Raw genomic sequence first — 23,637 nt, 5'->3', positions numbered from 1 at the left:
CTCGCACTAGGGTGCGCGCCGTTGGACGAACCGATGGGGAGGCTGGGATGGCCGGGACGGACGAGGGCGCCGTCGCCGCCGCGGACGACGCGCTCTATGTGCTCACGGCGGTACTGCTGACGCCGGCGAAGTTCCCGAGTGTGCTGGGCGACGACTATCCGGAGGCGTGCGCGGCGCTCGGCCTCCCCCCGCTCGCCGACGGGTACGGGCTGGTGCTCGGCCAGGACGGCGACGGCGCCCGCTGGACCGTCGTCATCGACGACGTCTCGCTGGTCGCCGTCGCGATCGCGTCCTGGGACTGCGGCATGGAGTACGACCTGTCGCCCGACGAGCGCACGGTCGTCGCCGCCCTGCCCGGCTGGCCCCTCGCGGTCGCCGTCGCCGCCCCGAACGTGCCCGCGCCGCACGACCCCGATCCCGAGGACGCCGGCCGGCCCCCGTTGTCGCCGCCGGACACCACCACATGGGGGCCGGCCCAGCGGCGCCTGGGGGCCGACGAGATCGCGCTGCAGTGGGCGCTGTGGCGGGAGCAGGTGGACGACTCCGAGTTCGTGAGGGAGGGTGCCGCGGCCGAGGCGGCGAACGGCGCGGACAGGTCCGAGGCGAGCCGTGCGGACGGGACGGGTCCGAGCCGTGCGGACGGGACGGGGGCGAACGATGCCGACCGGACCGGGACGGACGGTGCCGAGGGTGCCCACCGGACCGAGGCGAACGGTGCCGACGCGGCCGGGGCGAACGGGACGGTCACAGCTGGAGCGAGCGGTGCGGGCGGGCCCGCGGAGGGCGCGCGGAAGGGCCACAACGGCATTCGGCGCGTGCTCGCGGAGGCCCGCGCCTACCTCGACACTCCGCCGCCCCTGGGACGGGTCCGGTCGTCCTTCGCGACGGGTGACGCGCGGACCCTGCGCGCCGACGGTCCCGGCTGGTCGCTCGTGGCCAGGACCGACGACATCGCGTTCGTGCTGCTCGACGAGGAACCCGGCGAAGTCCTGCCGGTGGGCCGGGGCCCGGAGCTGCCGGGTCTCCTGGAGGCCCTCGACAAGATGGCCGTACGCCCCAGTTGAGCCCGCGCGGGTGTACCGCCTCGGCCGCGGCGTTGAGCGGCCCGGGTCCGGGTCGACGAGGAGCGCACCCATCGCGGCGTCCGGGTCGGAGTGGGCGCGCAGGGCGACGAGTTCGGCGCGCCACGGCTCGGTCCAGTCGGCGGCACGGCCACCGGCGCCCACCAGGAGCAACGCGAACAGGCCGGACGCGCCGGTTCCGCGGGCGCGCAGGGTGCGCGCCGTGGGCGGCGCGGCGGCACGCACGCGTGTCCTGCTGAAGTCCACGGGCACGTGGTGGGGCTGCGGGAAGCGTCCCGGGCCCGCCTCGCACAGCCGCACCAGCCGGTCCCACCGGCGCTGCTCGTGTCTGCCGTGCCGCAGCGAGTCCACGGCGCCCTCCCAGCTCAGGCGCGCCGCGTCGGCGTGCAGGCCGGCGAAGTCCAGGGTGTCGGCGAGCGCGTCCAGGCCGGGGAGCGCCTGCCGGATCGTCTCGGACGGTCGTACGGCTTCCGTGCAGCCGTGCAGCCTGCGCAGTGCGTCGACGCGGACCTGCGGGTCACGCGCGTGTGTGCGCTCCGCCAGGGCCGTGAAGGCGCCTCGCACGATCGACTCGGTGGCCGGTCCGGGCGGGAGCCCGCGAACTGGCGCGCCGCCGCGTGCCACACCGCGCGGGGGCGTTCCGGGGCCACCACAGCGTCGGCCAGCAGGCTCATCGCCTCGGTCGAGGCCGGGTTCAGCCAGGACGGCAGCGCCTGGCACGCGGTGACCACGGTGTCCTCGTCGGTGTGAGCGACCAGCCGCGTCGGGAAGGCCGTGTACGCCTCCCCGCTCGGCGTCGGACACCGGCCGCACGCGCGCGTGCACCACGGCGTCACGGACGGCGGGTTCGTGCGCCGCGCGCAGGAAGCGGTCGGCCACGCCGGGACGGCCGACTTCCGGCAGGAGCCCGCGGGCCAGCACGGCCCGTACGTCGGGATGCTGGCGGGGTACGTCCCAGGCGGCGAGCAGCGCCTCGAAGGCGTGCTCCCCGGGGAGGCCATCAGCGCTCACCGTGGAGTCGCTGGGCCTCCTTTCCACACGTCATGCCCGCCGTGGTGGTGTTCGGCTGCTCCTCTGCGCAAACGATTTGGAGACGGCGGACCCCGACCTCCCTGGCAGGCCCTGCGCTTTACGCCCTACGGCTGTCTTGTCCGCCCATATCGGCAGGGCACTGCATGTGGTGCCAACCCATGGATGGCGCGCGAGCAGGCCCTCACCATGGGGCAGCCCGCGGCTTCACGCCCCTCCCTCTCCCCGCTCCCTCGCTCCTCGTCAGAACTGGAGGCCTCGCCATGCGCCCGTCCCGTGCTGTTCCGTTTCTTGCCGCCGCCCTCACCGCAGCGGCCCTCACCGGTCCGACACCCGCCGAGGCCAGAACGGTCGGCGACGGCCACTGCGCACGACAGCAGCGTGTGCACGTGCCGGGCGCGGCCTTTCAGCGCAGCGTCTGTCTGCCCGATCTGACCACCGCGGGGCTCGCCGGCACCCCGTACACGGACATGGCCGACCAGGCCGGGCTGACCGCGAGGGCCACCCGCACGCCGTCCGGAGTTCCCGGTGTGCAGATCGACGGCTACTTCCCGGACTCCTCCCGCTTCAACACCACGCACGGCTGGCGGCACGACGCGCAGTTCGTGATCCGGCTGCCGGACCGCTGGAACGGCGGGCTCGTCGTCACGGGAGCGCCCGGCGCACGCAAGCAGTACGCGACCGACAAGGCGATCTCCGACCAGGTGCTGGCCCAGGGCTACGCGTACGCCGCGACCGACAAGGGCAACAACGGCGCCGACTTCTACCGCGACGGGACCAGCCCCGGTGACGCCGTCGCGGAGTGGAACGCGCGGACGACACAGCTCACCCGGGCGGCCCGGCGCGCGGTGGCCCAGCGCTACGGGCACGACCCGCGCCGTACGTACATCACCGGCATCTCCAACGGCGGCTATCTCACGCGCTGGCAGCTGGAGAACCACCCGGAGCTGTACGACGGCGGCGTGGACTGGGAGGGCGCGCTGTGGACCGCCGACGGCCCGAACCTGCTCACCTCCCTGCCTACGGCGGTGGCAAGGATGTTCGGCACGGCACGGGACGAGGACCTGTACGCGGCGGGCTTCGCGCGCGGCTCCGAGTTCCTGTGGCCGTACCACGAGAAGGCCTACTGGGGTCTCACGCAGAAGATCTACCGGGCCGAGTTCGACCCGGCGTACGACCGCGGATGCCCGGGCTCCTCGGCCGGAGGCACCCTGGAGCAGATCCTGGCGCCGTGTCCCGCCGACGCCGCGTACGACTACGCCTCACGTCCCGCGTCCGTGCACCGTGCCGTGGCCAGGGTGGCACTGACCGGGCGCATCGGCAGGCCGCTGATCACGCTGCACGGCGACCTGGACGCGCTGCTGCCCAAGGCCGCGGACTCCGACGTGTACGCCCGCATGGTCGACGCGCACGGGCGCGGGCCGCTGCACCGGTACTACACGATCCAGGGCGGCACGCACGTCGACGGTCTGTACGACAGCCATCCGGACCGGCTGCGTCCGATCCTGCCCTGCTACCGGTCGGCGTTCGACGCCCTGACCGCGTGGGTGGAGCGAGGGGTGCGGCCGCCCGCGGACCGGATGGTGAGCAGGCCCGCGGACGGCGATGTGGTCGGCTCCTGCGCGCTGGACGGTTCGGCCGCGTCGGAGCGTTAGCACCCAGACCCTGTCCGCCGGACCGGCGCTAGCGACCGAGCTCCTTGCGGGTGACGCGGCGCAGCCTGCGCCGCTGTGACGGGTCGAGCGTGAGATACGCGGCGGCCGGGACTCCCAGGATGATCAGGAGCGCGGCCCACCAGGGCAGCCAGATCCACAGGATGAGCCCGGCCGCCACGCCGCCTGCGGCGATCTTGGCGTTCTTCGACATGAGTGTCGCCTCCTTCGCGGCCATTGCCGCTCTCTGTCGTGAAAACGGGCCCGCGCTCCCGGCGGTTCCGGACCGCGACCCTGAGACGACCCTGAGGTACATCCCCGAGGTACCCCTGAGAGTCCGGCGCCGGCTCCGCCATGACCGCATACCGTCGCATCTAGATGGTGACTCGGATCACAGCTCAGGCATACCCGGCAGACCCAGCGGTGTTGTACCCTCGGCGATTCCGACTCGCTAGTCAAATTTGAGGAATACGCCATTCCTGTGCAGACGTCTCCCTCGCCCACGCCCTCCGAGATCTCCGAACTGGCCAGTTGCTGTGCCGTGTTCCTCCCCGGTGACCCGGCCCGTACCGGCAGCGTCGCCTTCTGGCGGCCGGACGGCGCGGCTCCTTCGGACGTGGCGTCGGCGTCCGTCGCGGACCTGACCGTCGTCCTGCCCGGTGACGGCGGGGTCGAGGCCGTGAGTGTGCCCGCCCTGCGGTTGCCGGTGCGTACGGCCCTGCCGGTCCTCACGCGCGCGCGTGCCCATCCGTACGGCCATCGGGCCGCCGTGTTCTGGGGCGCGGCCGCCGTGCACGCCCTGCATCTCCTGGCGCGCGGCCTGCTGCTGCCCGGCCTGTCCCCGGACGACCACGACGCCTGGCGGGCGGGCCCGCTGGGCGCGCAGGACGTCGAGGCCGTGCGCCGCCTCGCCGCCGCGATGCCGCCCGAGGCGCACGCCGTGCCGGTGGACGGCGCCGAGCCGCTGCGGCTGCCCGACCCGGAGCGGCTGCTGCGCGCCTTCCTGGACGCGGTCGCCGACACACTGCCCCGCTCCCCTGCCGCCCCGCTGGTGACGGGCGGCCCGGCCTACGCGGCTCCCGAACCACAGCGCCTGCCGGAGCAGCGCGCCTGGGCCGCCGACATCGCCGCGGGCCACGACGCGGGCGTACGGTTGTCGCTGCGGATCGAGGCGCACGGCCTGACGGCCGCGGCGCCCGACGAGGCGGATGTGGCGTTCCGGGCCGTACTCCAGGTGCACAGCGTGCGGGATCCGGCGCTCGTGGCGGACGCCGCCGAGGTGTGGGCCGGCGACTCGGGCGCGGTGTTCGGATCGCGCGCGCGGATGGACGCCCTCCTCGCCCTGCACCGCGCGGCCCGGGCCTGGCCCCCGCTCACGCCCCTGCTGTCGGCGGCCGTGCCGGACGCGGTCGAACTCGCCGACGAGGAGATCACCGAGCTCCTCGGTGCGGGCGCCCGGGCGCTGGCCGGCGCCGGAATCGACGTGCACTGGCCGAAGGAACTGACCCGCGGCCTGACCACGCGCGCGGAGGTCGGTCCTCCCGACGACGAACCGGGGCCCGGCGCGGCGGACTCCTCGACGATGCCGTCGTTCCTGTCCGCCGACGCGCTGCTCGCCTTCAGCTGGTGGTTCGCGCTCGGCGACCAGCGGCTCACGCGCGAGGAGCTGGACCGGCTCGCCGAGGCCAACCGCCCCGTCGTACGGCTGCGCGACCAGTGGGTCCTGATCGACCCTCAGGAGGTACGGCGCGCCCGGGAGCGGCAGGACCACAAGGTCACCCCCGTCGACGCGCTCGGCGCGGCGCTGACGGGCTCGGTGGAGGTCGACGGCCGCCGGGTCGAGGTACGGCCCACCGGGTGGCTGGCGGCGCTGCGGGAGCGCCTTGCGGACCCCGAGGGGCAGGAGCCGGTCGAGCAGCCCGCGGCCCTGGCGGCCACGCTGCGGGACTACCAGCGGCGCGGCCTGAACTGGCTGTCCGGCATGACCTCCCTGGGCCTCGGCTGCTGCCTCGCCGACGACATGGGACTCGGCAAGACCATCACGCTCATCGCGCTGCATCTGCACCGGCAGACCGACCCCTCCTCCGCCGGGCCCACCCTCGTGGTCTGTCCGACGTCCCTGATGGGCAACTGGCAGCGGGAGATCGAGAGGTTCGCGCCCGGCACGCGCGTGCGCCGCTTCCACGGTGCGCGGCGCAGCCTGGACGACCTGGCCGACGGGGAGTTCGTGCTCACCACGTACGGCACGATGCGCCTGGACACGGACCGGCTCGCCGGAGTCCCCTGGGGCATGGTCGTGGCGGACGAGGCCCAGCACGTGAAGAACCCGTACTCCTCGACGGCACGGCAGCTGCGTTCCATCGGCGCACGCGCACGCGTGGCGCTCACCGGCACCCCGGTGGAGAACAACCTGTCGGAGCTGTGGGCGATCCTCGACTGGACGACACCCGGGCTGCTGGGCCGGCTCGGCACCTTCCGCAGACGGTACGCGGAGGCCGTCGAGGGCGGTCAGGACCCGGCCGCCGCGGACCGCCTGGCCCGGCTCGTACGGCCGTTCCTGCTGCGCCGCCGCAAGTCGGACCCGGGCATCGCACCCGAGCTGCCGCCGAAGACGGAGACCGACCACGCCGTGTCGCTCACCACCGAGCAGACGGGCCTGTACGAGGCCGTGGTGCGCGAGGCCCTCGCCGAGATCTCCGGCGCCGGCAGCATGGCGCGACGCGGACTGATCGTGAAGCTGCTGACCGGGCTGAAGCAGATCTGCAACCACCCGGCGCAGTTCCTCAAGGAGGAACAGCCGGTGATCGCCGGGCGCTCGGGGAAGCTGGACCTGCTGGACGAGCTGCTCGACACCATCCTCGCCGAGAAGGCGGGCGTCCTGGTCTTCACGCAGTACGTCCAGATGGCCCGGCTCCTCGAACGGCACCTGGCCGCCCGCGGCGTGCCCACGCAGTTCCTGCACGGCGGCACGCCGGTCGCCGAGCGCGAGGCGATGGTGCGGCGGTTCCAGGACGGCGCGGTCCCGGTCTTCCTGCTGTCCCTGAAGGCGGCGGGCACCGGGCTGAACCTGACCCGGGCCGAGCACGTCGTGCACTACGACCGCTGGTGGAATCCCGCCGTCGAGGCGCAGGCCACCGACCGCGCGTACCGCATCGGCCAGACCCGGCCCGTGCAGGTGCACCGGATCGTCGCCGAGGGGACGATCGAGGACCGCATCGCCGAACTGCTCACCCGGAAGCGGGAGTTGGCCGACGCGGTACTGGGCTCCGGCGAGGCGGCCCTCACGGAGCTGACGGACGCGGAGCTGGCGGATCTGGTGGAGCTGCGAGGGGGGGACTGTGATGAGCCGGTACGACCATGACGAGGCCGACACGGAGCGCACGTTCGCGGCGCTGCCGCCCGCGCGGGGGCGTGGCTTCGCGCAGACGTGGTGGGGGCAGGCCTGGCTGAAGGCCCTGGAGGACACGGCACTGGACTCCGGGCAGCTCAGGGCGGGACGCGGGCTGGCCCGCGCCGGAGCGGTCGGCGCGGTCACGGTCCGCCCGGGGCGCATCACGGCGGTCGTGACGGACCGCGGCCGTGCGGCGCACCGGGCCGACGTGCTGCTGGAGGAGCTGTCCGGCGCCCAGTGGGACCGCTTCGTCGACATGGCCGTCGAGCGCGCCGGGCACGTCGCGGCGCTGCTGGACCGGGAGATGCCGCCCCACCTCGTCGAGGACGCGGAGGGCGCCGGTGTCGACCTGCTGCCGGGCCTGGGTGACCTGGAGCCGGAGTGCGACTGCGGTGCCTGGGACCACTGCGGGCACACGGCGGCGCTCTGCTACCAGATGGCGCGGCTGCTGGACCAGGACCCGTTCGTCCTGCTCCTGATGCGGGGCCGCGGCGAACGCGCCGTACTGGAGGCCCTGCAGACGCGCACGAACCCGTCCGCCGAGGAATCCTCCCGGCCGGAGGGTATGGAAGCGGCCGAGGCGTACGCGGCCGGCGACATCCTGCCGCCGCTGCCCGCCCTGCCCGGGCTGCCCCAGGAACCCGGTCTGCCGCCGTCCCTGGACATCGAGGCCGCGCCCGCGCCCGGGATCGACCCGGCCGCCCTGGAGTTCCTGGCCGCCCGGACCGCCGCACAGGCCCACCGCCTGCTCGCACAGGCTCTCCGGGACGACCACACGGAGCACCCGGTGGAGGCGGAGCTGCCGCTCGCCCAGGACGCTGTGCGGCTGGCCTCAGGTGATCCGGAACGGGCTGTGACGGATCGGCTCGCCGAGGGGTCGGGGCGCGACCGGGAGGAGCTGGCCGTGGCCGTGCGCGCGTGGCGGCACGGGGGTACGGCCGCGCTGTCCGTGCTCGACGAGGAGTGGACGCCGGAGGGCGAAGAGCTCGCACGCGCGCGTGCCGCTCTGGAGTCGGCCTGGGACGAGGACGAACGGCCGTCGCTGCGGGCGCGCGGCAACCGGTGGACCGTCGTGGGCGCCGTCGGCCAGCTACGGCTGGGACGCGACGGCCGTTGGTGGCCGTACCGCAAGGAGCGCGGGCGTTGGGTGCCGGCGGGAGGCGCCGCGCAGGACCCGGCGACGGCACTCGCCTCGGCGGAGCGCCGGACCGCGGACGAGGCCGGTACCGGCGCGTGACGGACAGGGCCACCACGGCCCGCAGACCGCCGTGCTGGTGTGTGACGGGACAGCGGCCACCACGGCCCGCAGACCGCCGTTCCCACGCGCGCGTGGCCGCATGGCAGCACCCTCTGCTGCTATGCGGCCAGCAGGCCGCCCTCCCGCAGCAACGGCAGCACATGGTCCCTGAGGGCCGGCGAGAGCCGGACGTCCCGCTCGTTCCCCGAAATCCAGCGCATGCCCGCCAGTTCGGCGGCGGGCCGGGGGTCCTGGTCGATGTGTGCCTCGAACACCGTCAGTTTCATGGGGACCCGCTCGAGAGCCGCCACGGCCTCCACCTCGGCCAGCAGCCGCGGCTCCAGCGGCCGCACTCCCAGCTCCTCGTCGAGCTCGCGGAACAGCACCTCCAGCGGCTGCTCACCCGCGTCGGGCTTGCCACCCGGCAGGTAGAAGACCTCGGGAGCGGCCTTCTTGCTCACCACCAGCAGGCGTCCCTCCCGCACGATCGCTGCCGCCACGACGACCAGCGATTCCCGGTCGTTGTCTGTCATACGCGTCATTCTGACGGCGTCCGATGCCGCGAGCGGAACCGGTCAGGGCAGCAGATCGCTCGGCAGGGACGGCAGGAGCGATTCGAGGTCGCTCGGTACACCGCTCGGCACTTCGGTCGGGAATCCCGACGGCAACCGGCTCGGCAGCCCGCTGGGCACCTCGACCGGGAGGCTCCGGGACGGGCGGGGCGGCCCGCTCGTGCTCGCGCCGCTCTCGGCGGGCGTCTCCTTCCCCGGCGCGTCGTCACTCCCCGAGGAGGCCATCACCACCACGGCGGAGACGGCCACGGCCGCCACCAGAACGGCGAGCAGCACGAACAGCGGATTCCGGCGCCTGCGCGGGCCGGGCCCCTCCCCCGGATCCCGCGGCTGGGACGGCGCCCCGTCACCGTACGAGGACGCGGGCGGTCCGAAGCCGCCGCCCGGAGGCGGCGCGTCGTTCGGCGGACCGGGCGGCTGGGACGGCATGGCCATACCGACAAGGGTCGCCCCGAGCCACCGCAACGAGTGAGCTCCGCACGGAAGTTGATACGGACTCATGGCATGGATCGCATGATTCCGGCGTATTCCGTACGGAGCTCACTCAACTCCGCTCACCAAAGGCATGCACGCGCGCGTGCGGGTCAGCCCCGCGCCCCCAGCAGATGATCCATGGCGAGCTGGTCGAGGCGCTCGAAGGCCATGCCCCGCGCGGCGGCGGCCTCCACGTCGAACTCCTCGAACGCCGAGCGGTCGGCGAGCAGCGCCTGGAGCCCGTCCGCGGCCGTGGGCTCGGCCAGCTCGTCCAGCCGGGCCGCGCGCAGCGCCTCCCGCACCTCCGGGTCGGCGCGGAAGGCCGCCGCCCGCTCCTTGAGGATCAGGTAGTTGCGCATGCAGCCGGCGGCCGAGGCCCACACCCCGTCCAGGTCCTCGGTGCGCGGCGGCTTGAAGTCGAAGTGCCGCGGACCGGCGTACCCGGCGGACTCCAGCAGGTCGACCAGCCAGAACGCGGCGCGCAGGTCACCGGCGCCGAAGCGCAGGTCCTGGTCGTACTTGATGCCGGACTGGCCGTTGAGGTCGATGTGGAACAGCTTGCCCGCCCACAGTGCCTGCGCGATGCCGTGCGGGAAGTTCAGCCCCGCCATCTGCTCGTGCCCGACCTCCGGGTTGACGCCGTACAGCTCCGGGCGCTCCAGGCGCTCGATGAACGCCAGCGCGTGCCCGACCGTGGGCAGCAGGATGTCGCCGCGCGGCTCGTTCGGCTTCGGCTCGATCGCGAACCGCAGGTCGTAGCCCTGGGACGTGACGTACTCGCCCAGCAGGTCGAAGGCCTCCTTCATCCGCTCCAGCGCCACCCGCACGTCCTTGGCCGCTCCGGACTCGGCGCCCTCCCGGCCACCCCAGGCGACGTACACCTGGGCGCCCAGCTCGACCGCGAGGTCGATGTTGCGGATCGTCTTGCGCAGGGCGTAGCGGCGCACGTCGCGGTCGTTGGCGGTGAACGCGCCCTCCTTGAACACCGGATGGGTGAACAGGTTGGTGGTGGCCATCGGCACCTTCATGCCGGTGGCGTCCAGCGCCTGCCGGAACCGCTTGATGTGCGCCTCGCGCTCGCTGTCGCTCGACCCGAAGGGGATCAGGTCGTCGTCGTGGAAGGTCACTCCGTAGGCGCCCAGCTCGGCCAGGCGCTGCACCGTCTCGACCGGGTCCAGGGCACGCCGCGTGGCGTCGCCGAAGGGATCCCGGCCCTGCCAGCCGACGGTCCACAGGCCGAAGGTGAACCTGTCCTCGGGGGTGGGCTGGTAGCTCATGCCGCGGCTCCTCGCTCGCTGAGACTATTTCGTCATGGCGATTTACAAATTAGTATGCGAGCGCATCCCTGGGAAGAGACAACATGTCCCCGAAGACGGTGAAACCCGTGAGATTCCCGGGACCACATCCCGCTGAGCCGCGGAAGAGGGAGAAACCCGATGTCAGCAGCCGAGGGTCCGCTCGTCGTCGGCGTGGACTCGTCCACGCAGTCCACCAAGGCGCTGGTCGTCGACGCGGCCACCGGCCGGGTCGTGGCGAGCGGTCAGGCTCCGCACACCGTGTCCTCCGGGGCGGGTCGCGAGAGCGATCCGCGCCAGTGGTGGGACGCGCTGTGCGAGGCCCTGCGCCAGTGCGGGGAGGCGGCGCACGAGGCCGCCGCGGTCGCGGTCGGCGGGCAGCAGCACGGTCTGGTCACCCTGGACGACCGGGGGGAGCCGGTCCGCCCGGCGCTGCTGTGGAACGACGTGCGTTCGGCGCCGCAGGCCCGCCGCCTGACCGAGGAGCTGGGCGGCGCGAAGTTCTGGGCCGAGCGCACCGGACTCGTCCCGGCCGCCTCCTTCACGGTCACGAAGTGGGCGTGGCTGGCGGAGAACGAGCCGGAGGCGGTCCGCGCCACCAGGGCCGTACGCCTCCCCCACGACTACCTCACCGAGCGGCTCACCGGGCAGGGCACGACCGACCGCGGCGACGCGTCCGGGACGGGCTGGTGGGCGTCGGGGACGGAGTCGTACGACGCGGAGATCCTCGCGCACGTGGGGCTCGACCCCGCCCTGCTGCCCCGCGTGGTCCGGCCCGGCGAGGTGGCGGGCACCGTGCGCGACAGCCACGACCTGCCGTTCTCCAAGGGCACCCTGGTCGCGCCGGGCACCGGCGACAACGCCGCCGCGGCGCTCGGCCTCGGGCTGCGCCCCGGCATGCCGGTGATGAGCCTCGGCACGTCGGGCACGGTGTACGCGGTGTCGCAGCGGCGGCCCGCCGACCCGACCGGCACCGTGGCCGGTTTCGCCGACGCCCGCGGCGACTGGCTGCCGCTGGCCTGCACCCTGAACTGCACCCTCGCCGTGGACCGCGTCGCCACCCTCCTCGGCCTGGACCGCGAGGCCGTCGAACCCGGCACCACCGCGACCCTCCTGCCCTACCTGGACGGTGAACGCACCCCGAACCTCCCGAACGCCTCCGGCCTGCTGCACGGCCTGCGCCACGACACGACACCCGGCCAACTGCTGCAGGCCGCCTACGACGGCGCCGTCCACTCCCTCCTCGGCGCCCTCGACCTGGTCCTCGACGCCGACGCGGACCCCTCGGCGCCCCTGCTGCTGATCGGCGGCGGCGCCCGGGGCACGGCCTGGCAGCAGACCGTACGACGGCTGTCGGGGCGGCCGGTCCAGGTGCCCGAGGCCAGGGAACTGGTCGCGCTCGGTGCGGCGGCCCAGGCGGCCGGTCTGCTGACCGGGGAGGACCCGGCGGCGGTCGCCCGGCGCTGGAACACGGCCGCGGGGCCGGTGCTGGAGACGGTGGAACGGGACGAGGAGACACTGGCCAGGATCGCCGGGGTACTCTCCGACGCGGCCCCGCTGCTGGACCGGCGCACGGACACGCACTGACGGGCACGCGCGTGTGGGGGTGCCCCCCGTCCGGCGCCCCCGGCACACCGACCAAGAGCAAGCAAGGACCGACCAAGGACTGACGAAGGCATGACCGCACCCCTGCACGAGGCCCACCCCGCCGGTCCCGGGCGTGCCACGCCCGACACCCAGCAGGGCATGCGCCGCCGCAACCTCGCCCGGGTGATGCACGCCGTCAGCGCCGAGGGGCCACTGTCGCGGGCCGCCGTCGCCTCGCGCATCGGGCTGACCCGGGCGGCGGTGTCCACCCTCGTCGACGAGCTGATCCGTTCGGGGCTGCTGGAGGAGCTGGGCCCCGAGCGGCCCGGCCGGGTGGGCCGCCCCGGGTCGGCGCTCGCCGTCAGCGGGCGCGGTCCCGCCGGGATCGGCGCGGAGGTCGGTGTCGACCACCTCGCGGTGTGCGCGGTCGACCTGCGCGGTCAGGTGCGGTCGCGGGCCGTGCGGCACGGGGCGAACCGGGGACGCGCCCCCGAACCGGTGATCGAGGAGCTGACCGGGCTGATACGCCGGGTGGTCGCCGAGGCGGAGGGCGAGGGCCTGTGGCCTGCGGGGCTGGCCGTGGCCGTACCCGGTCTGGTGGCGCGCGACGGCCGGACCGTCGTACGCGCTCCGAACCTCGACTGGCACGACACGGACCTCGGCGACCTGCTTCCGGATCGGTTCCCGCTGACCGTGGACAACGAGGCCAACTTCGGCGCGCTCGCCGAACTCTGGCTGGAAGAGGGCACTCCGCGCGACTTCCTGCATGTGTCGGCGGAGATCGGCATCGGCGCCGCGGTGGTGGTGGACGGGGGGCTGCTGCGCGGGACGCGCGGGTTCGCGGGCGAGTTGGGGCATGTGCCGGTCCGTCCGGACGGGCCGGAGTGCGCGTGCGGCGGACGCGGGTGTCTGGAGCAGTACGCCGGTGAGGAGGCGGTGCTGCGCGCGGCCGGCCTGGAGCCGGGCGAGGACCGTGTCGGGCTGCTCGCCGGACGCGCCGAGGCGGGCGACGAGGCCGTACGCCGTGCCCTGCGCGACGCGGGCGAGGCCCTCGGCATCGCCCTGACCGGGGCGGTCAATCTGCTGGACCCCGAGAGCGTGGTGCTGGGCGGGGAACTGTCCGGGCTGGCTCCGTGGCTGCTGCCGTCGCTGCGGGACGAACTGGCCCGGCGTACGGCGGGACCGGTCTGTCCCGTGACCGTGTCGCGGCTGGGGCCGCAGGGGCCGCTGCTGGGGGCGGCGCACGCGGTGGTGCGGGCGGTGCTGGACGATCCGGCGGCGGTGGCCGAGCGGGCCTGAACCCGGGCCGCCGCAGACCGCGACCGCTCAGCGCCGCAAGGGGCTCCAAGCGGGCTGCGAAACGCGCTGCAGCGGGCTACAACCGCGCGAGCTTCTCGTCGAGTTCGTCCTGGGAGTTCACGAACCACACCTGGTTGCCGCGGTTCGCCTCGCGTACGAAGTCCCGCAGGGCATCGCTCCCGGCCACGCGGGACGCGATGTCGCCCACGATCAGGAGCCGGAGGCGGTAGTTGACGAACTTCTGCACGACCTCACCGGCCACGCCGGACCGCAGCGAGAAGAAGTCGTCCGCGACCCGCTCCACCGGCACGACCACCACCTCGGCGTCACATCCCATGGCCTCGCCGATCAGGTCGAGTGCGGTGTCGCCACCGCTCAACCGCCGCCCGTCCTTGTCGCACACGAGGACGGAAGTGCCGTTCGGCGTCACGAGTCCACTGGATGTCATGACGTGATCCTGGAGAGGGACCACCAGCGCCATAGAGGGATTCCAGACCTCACGTCCCGGTTACAAATCCCTCAACCGGCGGTTGCGGCGCGGTGAGCGGGCGACGATGAGGACATGACTCTGGCCCAGCACGCCATGGACCGACTCACGGCCTGGCCCGACCTCGCGGCGGGTCCCGCCAGTTGCGGTACCGGGCGGGCGCTGCGCAGCGCCCGCGCCGAGATCGTCCACTTCCACTCGGAGCGGGACGTGGACCTCCATCTCACCCGCCGGGCCATCCAGCGCTTCCACTACGACCTCGTCGGTTCGAGCGCGATCCATCTGGTGCCCGGCTCGTGCTGGGTGACCGTCCACCTCGACTGCGAGGCGGACGTCGACCTGCTGCTGAGCCTGGTGAGCATCGCCCTCAAGGCCCACCAGACATGGCCCTCCCCCGGGGAACCACCGCTCGGCGGATGCAACTTCCACCGGGTGACGGTGCTGCCGCGCAACGCCGCCGCGGAGGGTTGAGCCGCGCCTTGACACCGCACACCGCCGAACCGTACGACGCGAGCCCGCACGGCGGGGCCGCCGCACCGGAAGCCGCCGACGCCGCCGCGTGGCAGGCATACGGGACCCACCACCTGCGGCGCGGCACGGTGCTGCCCGAGGTGGAACGGATCGACTGGGGCCCCGGCGACACCGGGCCGGGCACGGAAGTCCTCGGGGAGGTGTCGGGCCGGCGCGTGCTGGATCTCGGGTGCGGTCCGGGCCGGCACGCCGCCCATCTGGTCCGCGCCCACGGCGCGCTGGTGGACGCGGTCGACGCCTCGCCGAGCCAGTACGCACGCGCCCGCGCCCGCTACGGTTCGCTGCCCGGACTGCGGCTGGTCCTGGCCGACGCGGTCGAGCACCTGCGGACGGCACAGCCGTACGACGTCGTCTACTCCGTCAACGCCGTCCCGTACATCGACCCTTATCGCCTGCTGCCCGCCCTCGCCGCCGCGCTGAAGCCCGGCGGGAGGCTGTGCTTCACGGTGCTGCACACCAACTCCGGCGGCGACGGCCCCTCCTCCACGGTCACCGCACGGCCCGAGATCCTCCGGCCGGCGGGCGGGGCCGACGTCACCGTCCGGATGTGGGTGCTCACGCCGGAACTCTGGACGGAGCTGCTCACCGAGCACGGCCTGCGGGTCGAGCACGTCGACGTCCTCGACGCGCCGCAGGCGGACGGCCACGCCTCCTACCGGCTCTTCAGGGTCACCCGCCCCGCCCGGGTCTCCTCCCGCCCGCGCACGCCACGACCTCCCGCCGCCCATGCCACGCTCGGGGTCGGCGCCATCCTGCACGGGCCCCGGGGCCTGCTGCTGGGCCGCCACCGCCACGGAACCTGGGAACTGCCCGGCGGGACGGTGGAGCCCGGCGAGTCGTCGGCGGAGGCGGTCGTACGCGAACTCGCGGAGGAGACCGGGCTCGTGGCGCGACCATCCGACGTCCGCCTGCTGGGCACGCTGCTCGACGACGCCGGAGGTGTCGTACGGGTGACCGTGGCCGCCCGGGTCACCGCCTGGCACGGCGAGCCGGCCGAGCAGCCCGGTGAGAGCGTCGGACGCTGGCGGTGGTTCCCGCTGGACCGGCTGCCGGAGCAGCTGTTCGTGTGCAGCGCCCAGGCCCTCACCGCCTGGCGGCCCGGCCTCCCGATCGACCGCGCACCGGCCCACTTCACCCCGTACGCCACGGGAACGGAGCCGACGACGGGCCCGTGACCCCGATCCGGCTTCCATGGCATCCAACGGGGTGCGTTTTCTCACCCGTTCCCGTGCAGCCGGCGCTCGGCCACGCCCTCGGCCCCGGCCGTCTGGTGCACTTCCCCTGAGCCTTGGAACAGTTGACGGGACATCAGGGGGCACACTGTGACGCGTCATAGACAGCGGTTCGGAGCAGGCAGAGGAACAGCAGGACGAACAGACAGACGAACAGGCAGAGGGACAGGCAGCAGAGGACCAAGAACGGTACTGACGGTTCTCCTGGCACTCGGCACGCTGGCCTGCGCGGCCCTGGCGGGGGCGGCGTCGGCCGGTGCCGCGCAGGAGGCCGTCACCATCGCCCCGGGTGTCAGGTACGAGGAGTTCGACGTCCCGGCGGCCCAAGGGGTGGCGCACGCGCACGTGCTGACCGTCGATCTCGGCGACCCGCGCGTCCGGGTCGAGCTGCTGCATCCGGGAGCGGTGGCCGCGCGGGCGCCCGTCTCGCGGATGGCCGACGCCCTGGGGGCCGTCGCGGGCGTCAACGGGGACTTCTTCAACATCACCGAGACCCAGCACCCGGGTGTCGAGGCGACCGGCGCGAGCGTGGGTCCGGCGATCGCACGCGGCCGGGCGCTGAAGGCTGCCGTGCCGAACGGCCAGCGGTTCGGCCCCGCGCTGCCGCCCGGCACGACCACGGAGGACGTGATCGGCGTGGGTGTCGACCGGCGGGCCCGGCTGGACCGCCTGGCCCTCGACGGCTCGATCCATACGCCCGAGGAGCGGCTGCCGCTCGGCGGGCTCAACCAGTACGCGCTGCCGGTGGGTTCCATCGGCGCGTTCACCGCGCGGTGGGGCAGCGCCTCCCGGGTGCGCGCCACCTGCGGCACGGACACGGACCGGGCCGCGCCGTGCAGCACGGACACCCACGAGGTGACGATCCGCGGCGGCCGGGTCGTGTCGACGGCCGACACACCGGGCAGCGGCCCCATCGCCCCGGGGACCACCGTGCTGGTCGGCCGGGAGGCGGGCGCCCAGCAGTTGCGGAAGTTCTTCACGGGCCAGCCGGTGACGGTACGGCACCGGCTGGTGGCCGCCGCGTCCCGGATCCCGTACCGCTTCGCCCTCGGTGGCTATCCGGTCCTCACCGGTGGGCGGCCGCTGCCCGGCCTCGACGGCAGGGCCTCGGCCGTGCGCACCGCCGCCGGCATCGCGGACGGCGGACGGCGCCTGCTGCTGTTCGCGCTGGACGGCGCGCCCGCGTACCGCAGCGGCCTGACAATCGCCGAAGTCGCCGAGGCGATGCGGCGGTTGGGCTCGGTCGACGCGTTCAGCCTGGACGGCGGCGGGTCGACGACACTCGTCGCCCGCGAGCCGGGGGCGGCCACGGTCTCCGTACGCAACCACCCCAGCGGCGGCGCGGAACGCGCCGTCCCGAACGGCATCGGGGTCTTCTCGAAGCCGTGACCCGGTCCCGAAGGGGTGACGCTCAGGGCCGCAGACTGCCGACGATGTCTGCCGTCGCCGAGAGGCCGCTGTGGATCGTGGGGGCGATGCTCGTGCTGGCCAGGTAGAAGCCGAGCAGCAGGCAGACCAGCGCGTGGGAGAACTTCAGCCCGCCGTTGCGTACGAAGATCACCGCCAGGATCGCGAGCAGCAGCACCACAGAGATGGAAATCGCCATCGTCAACCTCCTCCGCCACGCCGCACGTCCCATTCACGGCGTTCGGCCGCAAGTGTGGCGTAGCGGAGGGTTCGTCCGGGCGGCTGACCTGTCCGCCGAACGTGTGGTGTCTTACGTCGTCGGGTGGGCGTCCAGGAAGGCCTCCAGCCCGGCGAGGTCGTCGGTGTTGAGGTGGTCGACGTCCGCGGCGAGCAGTTCGGTCCACAGTGCGTCGCGGGCGGGCCCGGCCGCGTCCGGGGTGGCCCAGAACCGCACCCGCTGCCCGCGCGCGTGGGCGGCCCCGACGATGCCCCGCAGCTTCTCCCGCTCGGCGTCCGGGAACGCGCCCTCGCCCCGCCAGGTGAAGTTCAGCGTCCAGTTGTCGCTGATCAGCGGGATGAAGGAGGCCGGTGCCGGGCCGCCGAGGTCGGCGAGGCGGCCGTCGTAGAAGGCACGCCGGACGGTCTGCGCCGCCATGGGCTCGCGGGCCGCCCGGTCGCCGGAGATCACGGCGGTGACGGGGCCGGGGGAGACGCGGCCGTGGGCGTACGTCGTGAACAGGTGCCGGTAGCGCCGGAGGTGGCGGTCGAGTTCGAGGTACGTGGAGGCGCCCTCGGTCTTGATGTCGATGAGGAGCTGCAGCGGCCTGCGGTGACCGCGGTACACGGAACCGTGGTTGGCCTTCACGCGGGCGGCGAGCGGGTCGAGGTAGAGGGATTCGAGGGTGCGCGCCGGGTCGAGGTCCTCCGGGTCGTGGGCGACGAGGAGTTGGCCGCCGACGAGGAAGATGTCGGCCTCGACGCTGCCGAAGCGGTGGTCGAGGGCGTCGAGGAGGGGACGCGGGTGCTCGTAGTCATTGTGGGCGTGGGCGCGCCACAACGGGCGCGGGCGGTGCTTGTGTTCGCCGGCCAGCGTGCGGGTGGCGGGCAGGGCGACGGTGCCCGCGAGGGCGGCGCCGAAAGTGGTGAGGGCTCTGCGACGGGTGGTGAGGGCCATGCGCTGCCTCCCTGGGAGTGCCGTAGGGGACCCCAGTGAGTATGTGGGCCACAGTCCCTGAAAGGGCCTGCACATGACAGGAGTTGGCCGGACTGCCGCTGTGTGTTCACCGCCCCCGTGGCGGGCACACGAAAAAGCCCGCCCCACGTGGGGCGGGCTTTTCCTGGATGAACGTCAGGGTGCGCGCAGGTCGACCAGTTCGGCCAGTGCCTCCCGGTGCGCGCCGGCCGTGCCGTACGCGATCGAGTCGGCCTTCGCCCGCTTCAGGTACAGATGGACGGGGTGCTCCCAGGTCATGCCGATGCCGCCGTGCAGTTGCAGCGCCTCCTCGGCGGCGCGGACGGCGACGGGGGCCGCGTAGGCCTGGGCGACGGTGACCGCCACGTCGATGTCCTCGCCCGTGGCCAGGGCGTCGGCCGCGTTGCGGGCGGCGGCCCGGAGGTTGACGACCTCCAGCCACAGCTGGGCGAGCCGGTGCTTGAGCGCCTGGAAGCCGCCGACGGGCCGGTTGAACTGCTTGCGTTCCTTCAGGTAGCGGACCGTCTCCGTCAGCGCCCAGTCGGCGAGCCCGAGTTGCTCGGAGGCGAGCAGCCCGGCCCCGGCGCGCAGAGCCCGTCGCACGGCGGGTTCGGCGGCGCCCAGCCGGTGTCCGGCGGCCCCGTCGAGGACGACCTCGGCGACGGGCCGGGTCAGGTCGAGGGAGGTCTGCGGCGTGACGGTGACGGCGTCGGCCCGTACCGCGTACAGCCCGCCGTCGTCCGCCGGGACGAGGAGCACGTCGGCGACGGCCGCGTCCGCGATGCCGGTCAACTCGCCGTGCAGGGTGCCGTTGTCCAGCCGTACGGTCGGGAAGGCGGCACCTGGAGCCAGGTGCAGTCCGACCGCGAGGGCGCCGATGGTCCGCCCGGCGGCCAGCTCGGCGAGCAGGTCGTCCGCCCCGCAGGCCAGCAGGGCTTCGGTGGCGACGACGGCGCTGGTCAGATACGGCACGGGGGCGACGGCCCGCCCCAGCTCCTCCAGGACGACGGCCGCCTCGCGGTGGGTGGCGCCCTGGCCGCCCTGGGCCTCGGGCACCAGGAGACCGGCGAGACCCATGCCGTCGGCGAGCGCCTTCCACGCCTCCCGGTCGTGCGGCGTGTCGGACTCGGCGCGGGCGATGAGGCCCGGTGCGTCGCAGTGGTCGGTGAGCAGGTCCCGGACGGCGGCGCGCAGCGCCTCTTCCTCCTCCGAGTAGAGAAGATCGGTCATCGGGCGAGGTCCTTCCAGGCGACGTCCTTGTCGGTGCGCGGCTCGGCGGGCAGGCCCAGGACCCGCTCGGCGACGATGTTCAGCAGGACCTCACTGGTCCCGCCCTCGATGCTGTTGCCCTTGGAGCGCAGGTAGCGGTAGCCGGCCTCGCGGCCGGTGAAGTCGACGAGCTCCGGGCGGCGCATGGTCCAGTCGTCGTACAACAGGCCCTCCTCACCGAGGAGTTCCACCTCCAGGCCGCTGATCTCCTGGTTGAGGCGGGCGAAGGCGAGCTTCATGCCGGCGCCCTCGGGGCCCGGCTGGCCCGCGACCAGCTGCTGGCGCAGGCGTTCGCCGGTGAGGCGGGCGACCTCGGCCTCGACCCACAGCTTGAGCAGGCGCTGGTGCAGGTCGTGGGTGCGCGACTCCGGGCGCTCGCGCCAGGTCTTGGAGACCGGGCCGATCATGCCGCCCTCACGGGGCAGCCGCATGCCGCCGATGGCGACGCGTTCGTTGTTCAGCGTGGTCTGCGCGACCCGCCAGCCGTCGCCGACCTCGCCGAGGCGGCGGGAGTCGGGGATGCGGACGTCGGTGAGGAACACCTCGTTGAACTCGGCCTCACCGGTGATCTGCCGCAATGGCCGCACCTCGACGCCCGGGTCGGTCATGTCGCAGATGAAGTACGTGATGCCCCGGTGCTTGGGCACGTCCGGGTCGGTGCGGGCGATGAGGATCGCCCAGCGGGCCACATGAGCGCTGGACGTCCACACCTTCTGCCCGTTGACCACCCAGTCGTCGCCCTCCCGGACGGCCCGGGTGCCGAGCGCGGCGAGGTCGGACCCGGCACCCGGCTCGCTGAACAGCTGGCACCAGACCTCCTCCCCGGTCCACAGCGGCCTCAGATACCGCCGCTTCTGCTCCTCCGTACCGAATTGCAGGATGGTCGGCGCGGCCATCCCGAGCCCGATCCCGATGCGCCGCGGGTCGTTGTCGGGCGCTCCGGAGGCCTCCAGCTCGGCGTCCACGACGGCCTGGAGGGAGCGGGGAGCACCGAGCCCGCCGAGGCCCTCCGGGTAGTGGACCCAGGCCAGTCCCGCGTCGAAGCGGGCCCGGAGGAAGTCCAGGCGGTCCGTCCGAGCGGGCGGGTGCGCGGCCAGCAACTCCTGCGTACGGCGGCGCAGTTCGGCGGCGTCGGTCATGCTGCCTCCTCCATCACGACGGCGATCCGGCCGGTGGTCACCCCGTCGGCGACCTTCTGCACGGCCGCCGCGGCCCCGCTCAGCGGCACGCGCTCGCTCACCAGCGGCTTGATCGCGCCCCGGGCGGCCAGCTCGGTGAGCTGCTCGTGGCAGTGCTGGACCAGCTTGGGGTTCTTGGTGTTGTACAGGCCCCAGTGCAGGCCGAGGATCGAGTAGTTCTTGACCAGGGCGTGGTTGAGGCCCGGGCTGGGGATGGTCCCGCTGGCGAAGCCCACGACCACGATCCTGCCCTCGAAGGCGACGACCTTGGCGGACTGGGCGTAGGCCTCGCCGCCGACGGGGTCGTAGATCACGTCGGCGCCCCGGCCGCCGGTGGCCTCCTTCACGGCCGCGACGACGTCCTCGGCGCGCCGGTCGATCACCACGTCACAGCCCAGCTCCCGGGCGACGGCGGCCTTGTCGGCACCGCCCACGACACCGATGACGGTCGCGCCCGCGGCCTTGCCGAGCTGCACGGCCGCGCTGCCGACCCCTCCTGCGGCAGCGTGGACGAGCAGCGTCTCCCCGGCCTCCAGACCGGCCCGGCGGTGCAGGCCGAACCAGCCCGTCTGGTAGCCGATGTGCAGCGCGGCGGCCTCGGCCTCGTCCAGCGTGTCCGGAGCGGGCAGCAGGGCGGCGGCGTCCGCGACGGCGTACTCCGCGAAACCGCCGTGGGGCAGCGCCGGGTTGGCGATCACCCGGCGGCCGTCCTCGGTCTCGCCGCAGATCTCCACACCCGGCGTGAACGGCAGCGGCGGCCTGACCTGGTACTGGCCCCGGCACAGCAGCGCGTCCGGGAAGTTGATGTTCGCGGCGCGCACCCTGAGCAGGACCTGGCCGTCGCCGGGGGTGGGCGGCTCGACGTCGTCGAGGCGCATCACCTCACTCGGCTCGCCGTTCTCGTGCACCTGCCATGCCTGCATGCGGAGCCTCCACGGGACTGCGTCGTCTGACCGGGGTCCACCGCATACTAAGCGGTCGCTTGCTCATGAGGGAACAGTCTTGCCCCTGAGGGAACAGTCGCGTAGGTCACGTGCGCGCGGGCTTCGCGCGGACGTGCATCCGCTCCCCCTGCGGCCCGAACAGGCTCAGGAACTCCACCGGCCCCTCCCCCGTCGACCCGAACCAGTGCGGCACCCGCGTGTCGAACTCGGCGGCCTCCCCGGCGGTGAGCACCACATCGTGGTCGCCGAGCACCAGCCGCAGCTTCCCGGACAGCACGTACAGCCACTCGTAGCCCTCGTGGGTGCGCGGGTCGGGCTCGACCGTCCGCTGGGGCTCGACCATCTTGTAGGCCTGGAGCCCGCCCGGCTGCCGGGTCAGCGGATACAGCGTCCGCCCGTCGCGCACGATGGGCTTGGCCCGTACGCGCGGATCACCGACCGGGGGCGCGCCGACCAGTTCGTCCAACGGCACCTGGTGGGCCTGCGCGATCGGCAGCAGCAGCTCCAGGCTGGGCTTGCGCAGGCCGGACTCCAGCCGCGACAGGGTGCTGACGGAGATGCCGGTCGCCTCGGACAGGGCGGCCAGGGTCACCTCGCGTTCCTTGCGGACCCTGCGCAGCCGGGGGCCGACGCCTGAGAGAACCTCGTCCGTGGTCATGGACGCATTGTGCGGGACACCTTGCGGAATCGGCAAAGACATTTGTCAATCCGGCAGTGCTCGGGCGACCGTCTCAGTGGAGGTGGTCACCATGACTGAAAGCACCGATAGCACCGAGAACACCGAGAGCACCGAGAAGACGGGGAACACCGGGAACGTCGAGAAGACGGAGACGACCGACAAGTACGAAGTCGTCGTCATCGGAGGCGGCGCGGCGGGCCTGTCCGCGGCGCTGCTCCTGGGCCGGGCCCGGCGCCGCACGCTCGTCGTCGACGCGGGCGAGCCGCGCAACGCGCCCTCGGCCCACATGCAGGGGTATCTGTCCCGGGACGGCATGTCGCCGGCGGAGTTCCTGGCCGTCGGGCGGGAGGAGATCGCCCGGTACGGTGTCGAGCTGGTCCGGGACCGGGTGGTGGACGTCAGCCAGGGCTTCGTCGTGACGCTGGCCAGCGGGCGGACCGTGCACGCCCGCAGGCTGGTCGTCGCCACCGGCCTGAAGGACGAGCTGCCGTCGGTCCCCGGGGTCGCCGAGCGCTTCGGCCGGGACGTGCTGCACTGCCCGTTCTGCCACGGCTGGGAGGTCCGCGACGAGCCCTTCGGGGTGCTCGCGTCGAGCCCGCTGAGCGTGCACCAGGCCCTGATCGTGTCGCAGTGGTCGAAGGACGTGCGGTTCTTCCTGCACACGGTCGCCGAGGACGAGCTCTCGGACCAGGACCTGCGCCGCCTCGCCGCGGCGGGGGTCGACGTGGTGCCCGGCGAGGTCGCCGGGCTGGTGGTCGAGGAGGACCGGCTCACCGGGGTCCGCCTCGCGGACGGCACGACCCACGCCCGCTCGGTGCTGTACGTCGGTCCGCGCCCCGTCCCGCAGACCGGCCTGCTGGAGCGCCTGGGCGCCGAACTGCGCGAGACGCCCTTCGGCGCGTATCCCGTGGTCGACCAGACGGGGCTGACGACCGTGCCCGGCGTGTGGGCCGCGGGCAACGCCATCGGGTTCGCCGAGCAGGTCGTGCACGCGGCGAGCGGGGGCTACCGGGCGTCGGCCGCCATCGTCGGGGACCTGCTGATGGCCGACCTCGACGCGGCCGTGCAGGAGGTGTAGAGCCGCCCACCGAGGTGCACCA

The 23,637-nt window shown here is 73.7% G+C and carries 22 protein-coding genes; 11 read left to right on the top strand and 11 right to left on the bottom strand.

Going from position 1 to position 23,637, the window contains the following annotated elements:
• The first annotated feature begins 47 nt into the window (after positions 1-47).
• From ACYVMZ_RS08900 to ACYVMZ_RS08890, 3 genes are all read left to right on the top strand, one after another.
• Positions 48-1,064 carry a hypothetical protein gene (locus tag ACYVMZ_RS08900; protein WP_461077388.1) on the top strand — a complete coding sequence of 339 codons (1,017 nt, stop codon included), beginning with the start codon at positions 48-50 and terminating at the stop codon, positions 1,062-1,064.
• A gap of 90 nt (positions 1,065-1,154) precedes the next feature.
• The gene (locus tag ACYVMZ_RS08895) at positions 1,155-1,832 is read left to right on the top strand and encodes a hypothetical protein (RefSeq protein WP_461077386.1); all 678 of its coding nucleotides are present in this window, start codon (positions 1,155-1,157) and stop codon (positions 1,830-1,832) included.
• Between the two features lie 542 nt (positions 1,833-2,374).
• Entirely contained in the window at positions 2,375-3,766 is a 1,392-nt protein-coding gene (locus tag ACYVMZ_RS08890; protein ID WP_461077384.1) for a tannase/feruloyl esterase family alpha/beta hydrolase, read from the top strand.
• 28 nt (positions 3,767-3,794) lie between these two features.
• Here ACYVMZ_RS08890 and ACYVMZ_RS08885 read toward each other — a convergent pair whose 3' ends face one another.
• Positions 3,795-3,977, bottom strand: coding sequence for a hypothetical protein (locus tag ACYVMZ_RS08885; protein WP_461077382.1), 183 nt, complete (start codon positions 3,975-3,977; stop codon positions 3,795-3,797).
• Between the two features lie 267 nt (positions 3,978-4,244).
• Here ACYVMZ_RS08885 and ACYVMZ_RS08880 point away from each other — a divergent pair, with 267 nt between their 5' ends.
• Entirely contained in the window at positions 4,245-7,124 is a 2,880-nt protein-coding gene (locus ACYVMZ_RS08880) for a DEAD/DEAH box helicase (RefSeq protein ID WP_461077380.1), read from the top strand.
• On the top strand, positions 7,105-8,391 hold the full coding sequence (locus ACYVMZ_RS08875; RefSeq protein WP_461077378.1) for an SWIM zinc finger family protein: 1,287 nt from the start codon (positions 7,105-7,107) through the stop codon (positions 8,389-8,391). The genes ACYVMZ_RS08880 and ACYVMZ_RS08875 overlap by 20 nt, the downstream gene beginning before the upstream one ends.
• A 119-nt stretch (positions 8,392-8,510) precedes the next feature.
• Here the strand turns inward: ACYVMZ_RS08875 and ACYVMZ_RS08870 are convergent, their stop codons facing one another.
• From ACYVMZ_RS08870 to xylA, 3 genes are all read right to left on the bottom strand, one after another.
• Positions 8,511-8,924, bottom strand: coding sequence for an NUDIX hydrolase (locus tag ACYVMZ_RS08870; RefSeq protein WP_461077376.1), 414 nt, complete (start codon positions 8,922-8,924; stop codon positions 8,511-8,513).
• Between the two features lie 42 nt (positions 8,925-8,966).
• Positions 8,967-9,398, bottom strand: coding sequence for a hypothetical protein (locus tag ACYVMZ_RS08865; protein WP_461077374.1), 432 nt, complete (start codon positions 9,396-9,398; stop codon positions 8,967-8,969).
• Between the two features lie 149 nt (positions 9,399-9,547).
• Entirely contained in the window at positions 9,548-10,714 is a 1,167-nt protein-coding gene (gene xylA / locus ACYVMZ_RS08860) for a xylose isomerase (RefSeq protein ID WP_461077372.1), read from the bottom strand.
• Positions 10,715-10,873: 159 nt separating this feature from the next.
• Between xylA and xylB the strand changes: the two genes are divergently transcribed.
• Together xylB and ACYVMZ_RS08850 are read left to right on the top strand one after the other, a co-directional pair.
• Complete coding sequence (xylB, locus tag ACYVMZ_RS08855) at positions 10,874-12,319, top strand: xylulokinase (RefSeq protein ID WP_461077370.1); 1,446 nt, start codon at positions 10,874-10,876, stop codon at positions 12,317-12,319.
• 90 nt (positions 12,320-12,409) lie between these two features.
• The gene (locus ACYVMZ_RS08850; protein WP_461077368.1) at positions 12,410-13,618 is read left to right on the top strand and encodes an ROK family protein; all 1,209 of its coding nucleotides are present in this window, start codon (positions 12,410-12,412) and stop codon (positions 13,616-13,618) included.
• A 76-nt stretch (positions 13,619-13,694) separates the two neighbouring features.
• Here ACYVMZ_RS08850 and ACYVMZ_RS08845 read toward each other — a convergent pair whose 3' ends face one another.
• Entirely contained in the window at positions 13,695-14,066 is a 372-nt protein-coding gene (locus ACYVMZ_RS08845) for a DUF4180 domain-containing protein (RefSeq protein ID WP_461077366.1), read from the bottom strand.
• 114 nt (positions 14,067-14,180) lie between these two features.
• Here ACYVMZ_RS08845 and ACYVMZ_RS08840 point away from each other — a divergent pair, with 114 nt between their 5' ends.
• The 3 genes from ACYVMZ_RS08840 to ACYVMZ_RS08830 all read left to right on the top strand — a co-directional run bounded on the left by ACYVMZ_RS08840 (position 14,181) and on the right by ACYVMZ_RS08830 (position 17,257).
• The gene (locus ACYVMZ_RS08840) at positions 14,181-14,576 is read left to right on the top strand and encodes a luciferase domain-containing protein (RefSeq protein ID WP_461077364.1); all 396 of its coding nucleotides are present in this window, start codon (positions 14,181-14,183) and stop codon (positions 14,574-14,576) included.
• A 128-nt stretch (positions 14,577-14,704) separates the two neighbouring features.
• Positions 14,705-15,811 (top strand): bifunctional class I SAM-dependent methyltransferase/NUDIX hydrolase, encoded by a 1,107-nt coding sequence (locus ACYVMZ_RS08835; RefSeq protein ID WP_461077842.1) that lies wholly within the window; start codon positions 14,705-14,707, stop codon positions 15,809-15,811.
• 249 nt (positions 15,812-16,060) lie between these two features.
• The gene (locus ACYVMZ_RS08830; RefSeq protein WP_461077840.1) at positions 16,061-17,257 is read left to right on the top strand and encodes a phosphodiester glycosidase family protein; all 1,197 of its coding nucleotides are present in this window, start codon (positions 16,061-16,063) and stop codon (positions 17,255-17,257) included.
• Positions 17,258-17,279: 22 nt separating this feature from the next.
• Here the strand turns inward: ACYVMZ_RS08830 and ACYVMZ_RS08825 are convergent, their stop codons facing one another.
• The 6 genes from ACYVMZ_RS08825 to ACYVMZ_RS08800 all read right to left on the bottom strand — a co-directional run bounded on the left by ACYVMZ_RS08825 (position 17,280) and on the right by ACYVMZ_RS08800 (position 22,516).
• The gene (locus tag ACYVMZ_RS08825) at positions 17,280-17,474 is read right to left on the bottom strand and encodes a hypothetical protein (protein WP_461077362.1); all 195 of its coding nucleotides are present in this window, start codon (positions 17,472-17,474) and stop codon (positions 17,280-17,282) included.
• A gap of 111 nt (positions 17,475-17,585) precedes the next feature.
• Complete coding sequence (locus tag ACYVMZ_RS08820) at positions 17,586-18,449, bottom strand: phosphatidylinositol-specific phospholipase C/glycerophosphodiester phosphodiesterase family protein (protein ID WP_461077360.1); 864 nt, start codon at positions 18,447-18,449, stop codon at positions 17,586-17,588.
• 174 nt (positions 18,450-18,623) lie between these two features.
• A complete protein-coding gene (locus ACYVMZ_RS08815; RefSeq protein WP_461077358.1) occupies positions 18,624-19,697 on the bottom strand; it encodes an acyl-CoA dehydrogenase family protein in 1,074 nt (357 codons plus the stop codon).
• Positions 19,694-20,875, bottom strand: a complete 1,182-nt coding sequence (locus ACYVMZ_RS08810; RefSeq protein WP_461077356.1) for an acyl-CoA dehydrogenase family protein — start codon at positions 20,873-20,875, stop codon at positions 19,694-19,696. Before ACYVMZ_RS08810 ends, ACYVMZ_RS08815 begins: the two co-directional genes overlap by 4 nt.
• Positions 20,872-21,837, bottom strand: a complete 966-nt coding sequence (locus tag ACYVMZ_RS08805) for an NADPH:quinone oxidoreductase family protein (RefSeq protein WP_461077354.1) — start codon at positions 21,835-21,837, stop codon at positions 20,872-20,874. Before ACYVMZ_RS08805 ends, ACYVMZ_RS08810 begins: the two co-directional genes overlap by 4 nt.
• A 106-nt stretch (positions 21,838-21,943) precedes the next feature.
• Positions 21,944-22,516 carry a helix-turn-helix domain-containing protein gene (locus tag ACYVMZ_RS08800; protein WP_461077352.1) on the bottom strand — a complete coding sequence of 191 codons (573 nt, stop codon included), beginning with the start codon at positions 22,514-22,516 and terminating at the stop codon, positions 21,944-21,946.
• A gap of 91 nt (positions 22,517-22,607) precedes the next feature.
• Here ACYVMZ_RS08800 and ACYVMZ_RS08795 point away from each other — a divergent pair, with 91 nt between their 5' ends.
• Positions 22,608-23,615, top strand: a complete 1,008-nt coding sequence (locus ACYVMZ_RS08795) for an NAD(P)/FAD-dependent oxidoreductase (RefSeq protein WP_461077350.1) — start codon at positions 22,608-22,610, stop codon at positions 23,613-23,615.
• Positions 23,616-23,637: the final 22 nt, after the last annotated feature.

The organism is Streptomyces deserti (genome assembly GCF_054782695.1).
The sequence above is the reverse complement of the archived record's forward strand: the minus strand, read 5'-3'. Positions and strand labels throughout refer to the sequence as shown.

Excerpts from the sequence above, each read along its gene's own strand:
- ACYVMZ_RS08885 (WP_461077382.1), bottom strand. The coding sequence starts at position 3,977 with ATGTCGAAGAACGCCAAGATCGCCGCAGGCGGCGTGGCGGCCGGGCTC.
- xylB (WP_461077370.1), top strand. The coding sequence starts at position 10,874 with ATGTCAGCAGCCGAGGGTCCGCTCGTCGTCGGCGTGGACTCGTCCACG.
- ACYVMZ_RS08875 (WP_461077378.1), top strand. The coding sequence starts at position 7,105 with ATGAGCCGGTACGACCATGACGAGGCCGACACGGAGCGCACGTTCGCG.
- ACYVMZ_RS08890 (WP_461077384.1), top strand. The coding sequence starts at position 2,375 with ATGCGCCCGTCCCGTGCTGTTCCGTTTCTTGCCGCCGCCCTCACCGCA.
- ACYVMZ_RS08900 (WP_461077388.1), top strand. The coding sequence starts at position 48 with ATGGCCGGGACGGACGAGGGCGCCGTCGCCGCCGCGGACGACGCGCTC.
- xylA (WP_461077372.1), bottom strand. The coding sequence starts at position 10,714 with ATGAGCTACCAGCCCACCCCCGAGGACAGGTTCACCTTCGGCCTGTGG.
- ACYVMZ_RS08805 (WP_461077354.1), bottom strand. The coding sequence starts at position 21,837 with ATGCAGGCATGGCAGGTGCACGAGAACGGCGAGCCGAGTGAGGTGATG.
- ACYVMZ_RS08795 (WP_461077350.1), top strand. The coding sequence starts at position 22,608 with ATGACTGAAAGCACCGATAGCACCGAGAACACCGAGAGCACCGAGAAG.
- ACYVMZ_RS08865 (WP_461077374.1), bottom strand. The coding sequence starts at position 9,398 with ATGGCCATGCCGTCCCAGCCGCCCGGTCCGCCGAACGACGCGCCGCCT.
- ACYVMZ_RS08840 (WP_461077364.1), top strand. The coding sequence starts at position 14,181 with ATGACTCTGGCCCAGCACGCCATGGACCGACTCACGGCCTGGCCCGAC.
- ACYVMZ_RS08820 (WP_461077360.1), bottom strand. The coding sequence starts at position 18,449 with ATGGCCCTCACCACCCGTCGCAGAGCCCTCACCACTTTCGGCGCCGCC.
- ACYVMZ_RS08810 (WP_461077356.1), bottom strand. The coding sequence starts at position 20,875 with ATGACCGACGCCGCCGAACTGCGCCGCCGTACGCAGGAGTTGCTGGCC.
- ACYVMZ_RS08845 (WP_461077366.1), bottom strand. The coding sequence starts at position 14,066 with ATGACATCCAGTGGACTCGTGACGCCGAACGGCACTTCCGTCCTCGTG.
- ACYVMZ_RS08825 (WP_461077362.1), bottom strand. The coding sequence starts at position 17,474 with ATGGCGATTTCCATCTCTGTGGTGCTGCTGCTCGCGATCCTGGCGGTG.
- ACYVMZ_RS08850 (WP_461077368.1), top strand. The coding sequence starts at position 12,410 with ATGACCGCACCCCTGCACGAGGCCCACCCCGCCGGTCCCGGGCGTGCC.
- ACYVMZ_RS08800 (WP_461077352.1), bottom strand. The coding sequence starts at position 22,516 with ATGACCACGGACGAGGTTCTCTCAGGCGTCGGCCCCCGGCTGCGCAGG.
- ACYVMZ_RS08815 (WP_461077358.1), bottom strand. The coding sequence starts at position 19,697 with ATGACCGATCTTCTCTACTCGGAGGAGGAAGAGGCGCTGCGCGCCGCC.
- ACYVMZ_RS08870 (WP_461077376.1), bottom strand. The coding sequence starts at position 8,924 with ATGACAGACAACGACCGGGAATCGCTGGTCGTCGTGGCGGCAGCGATC.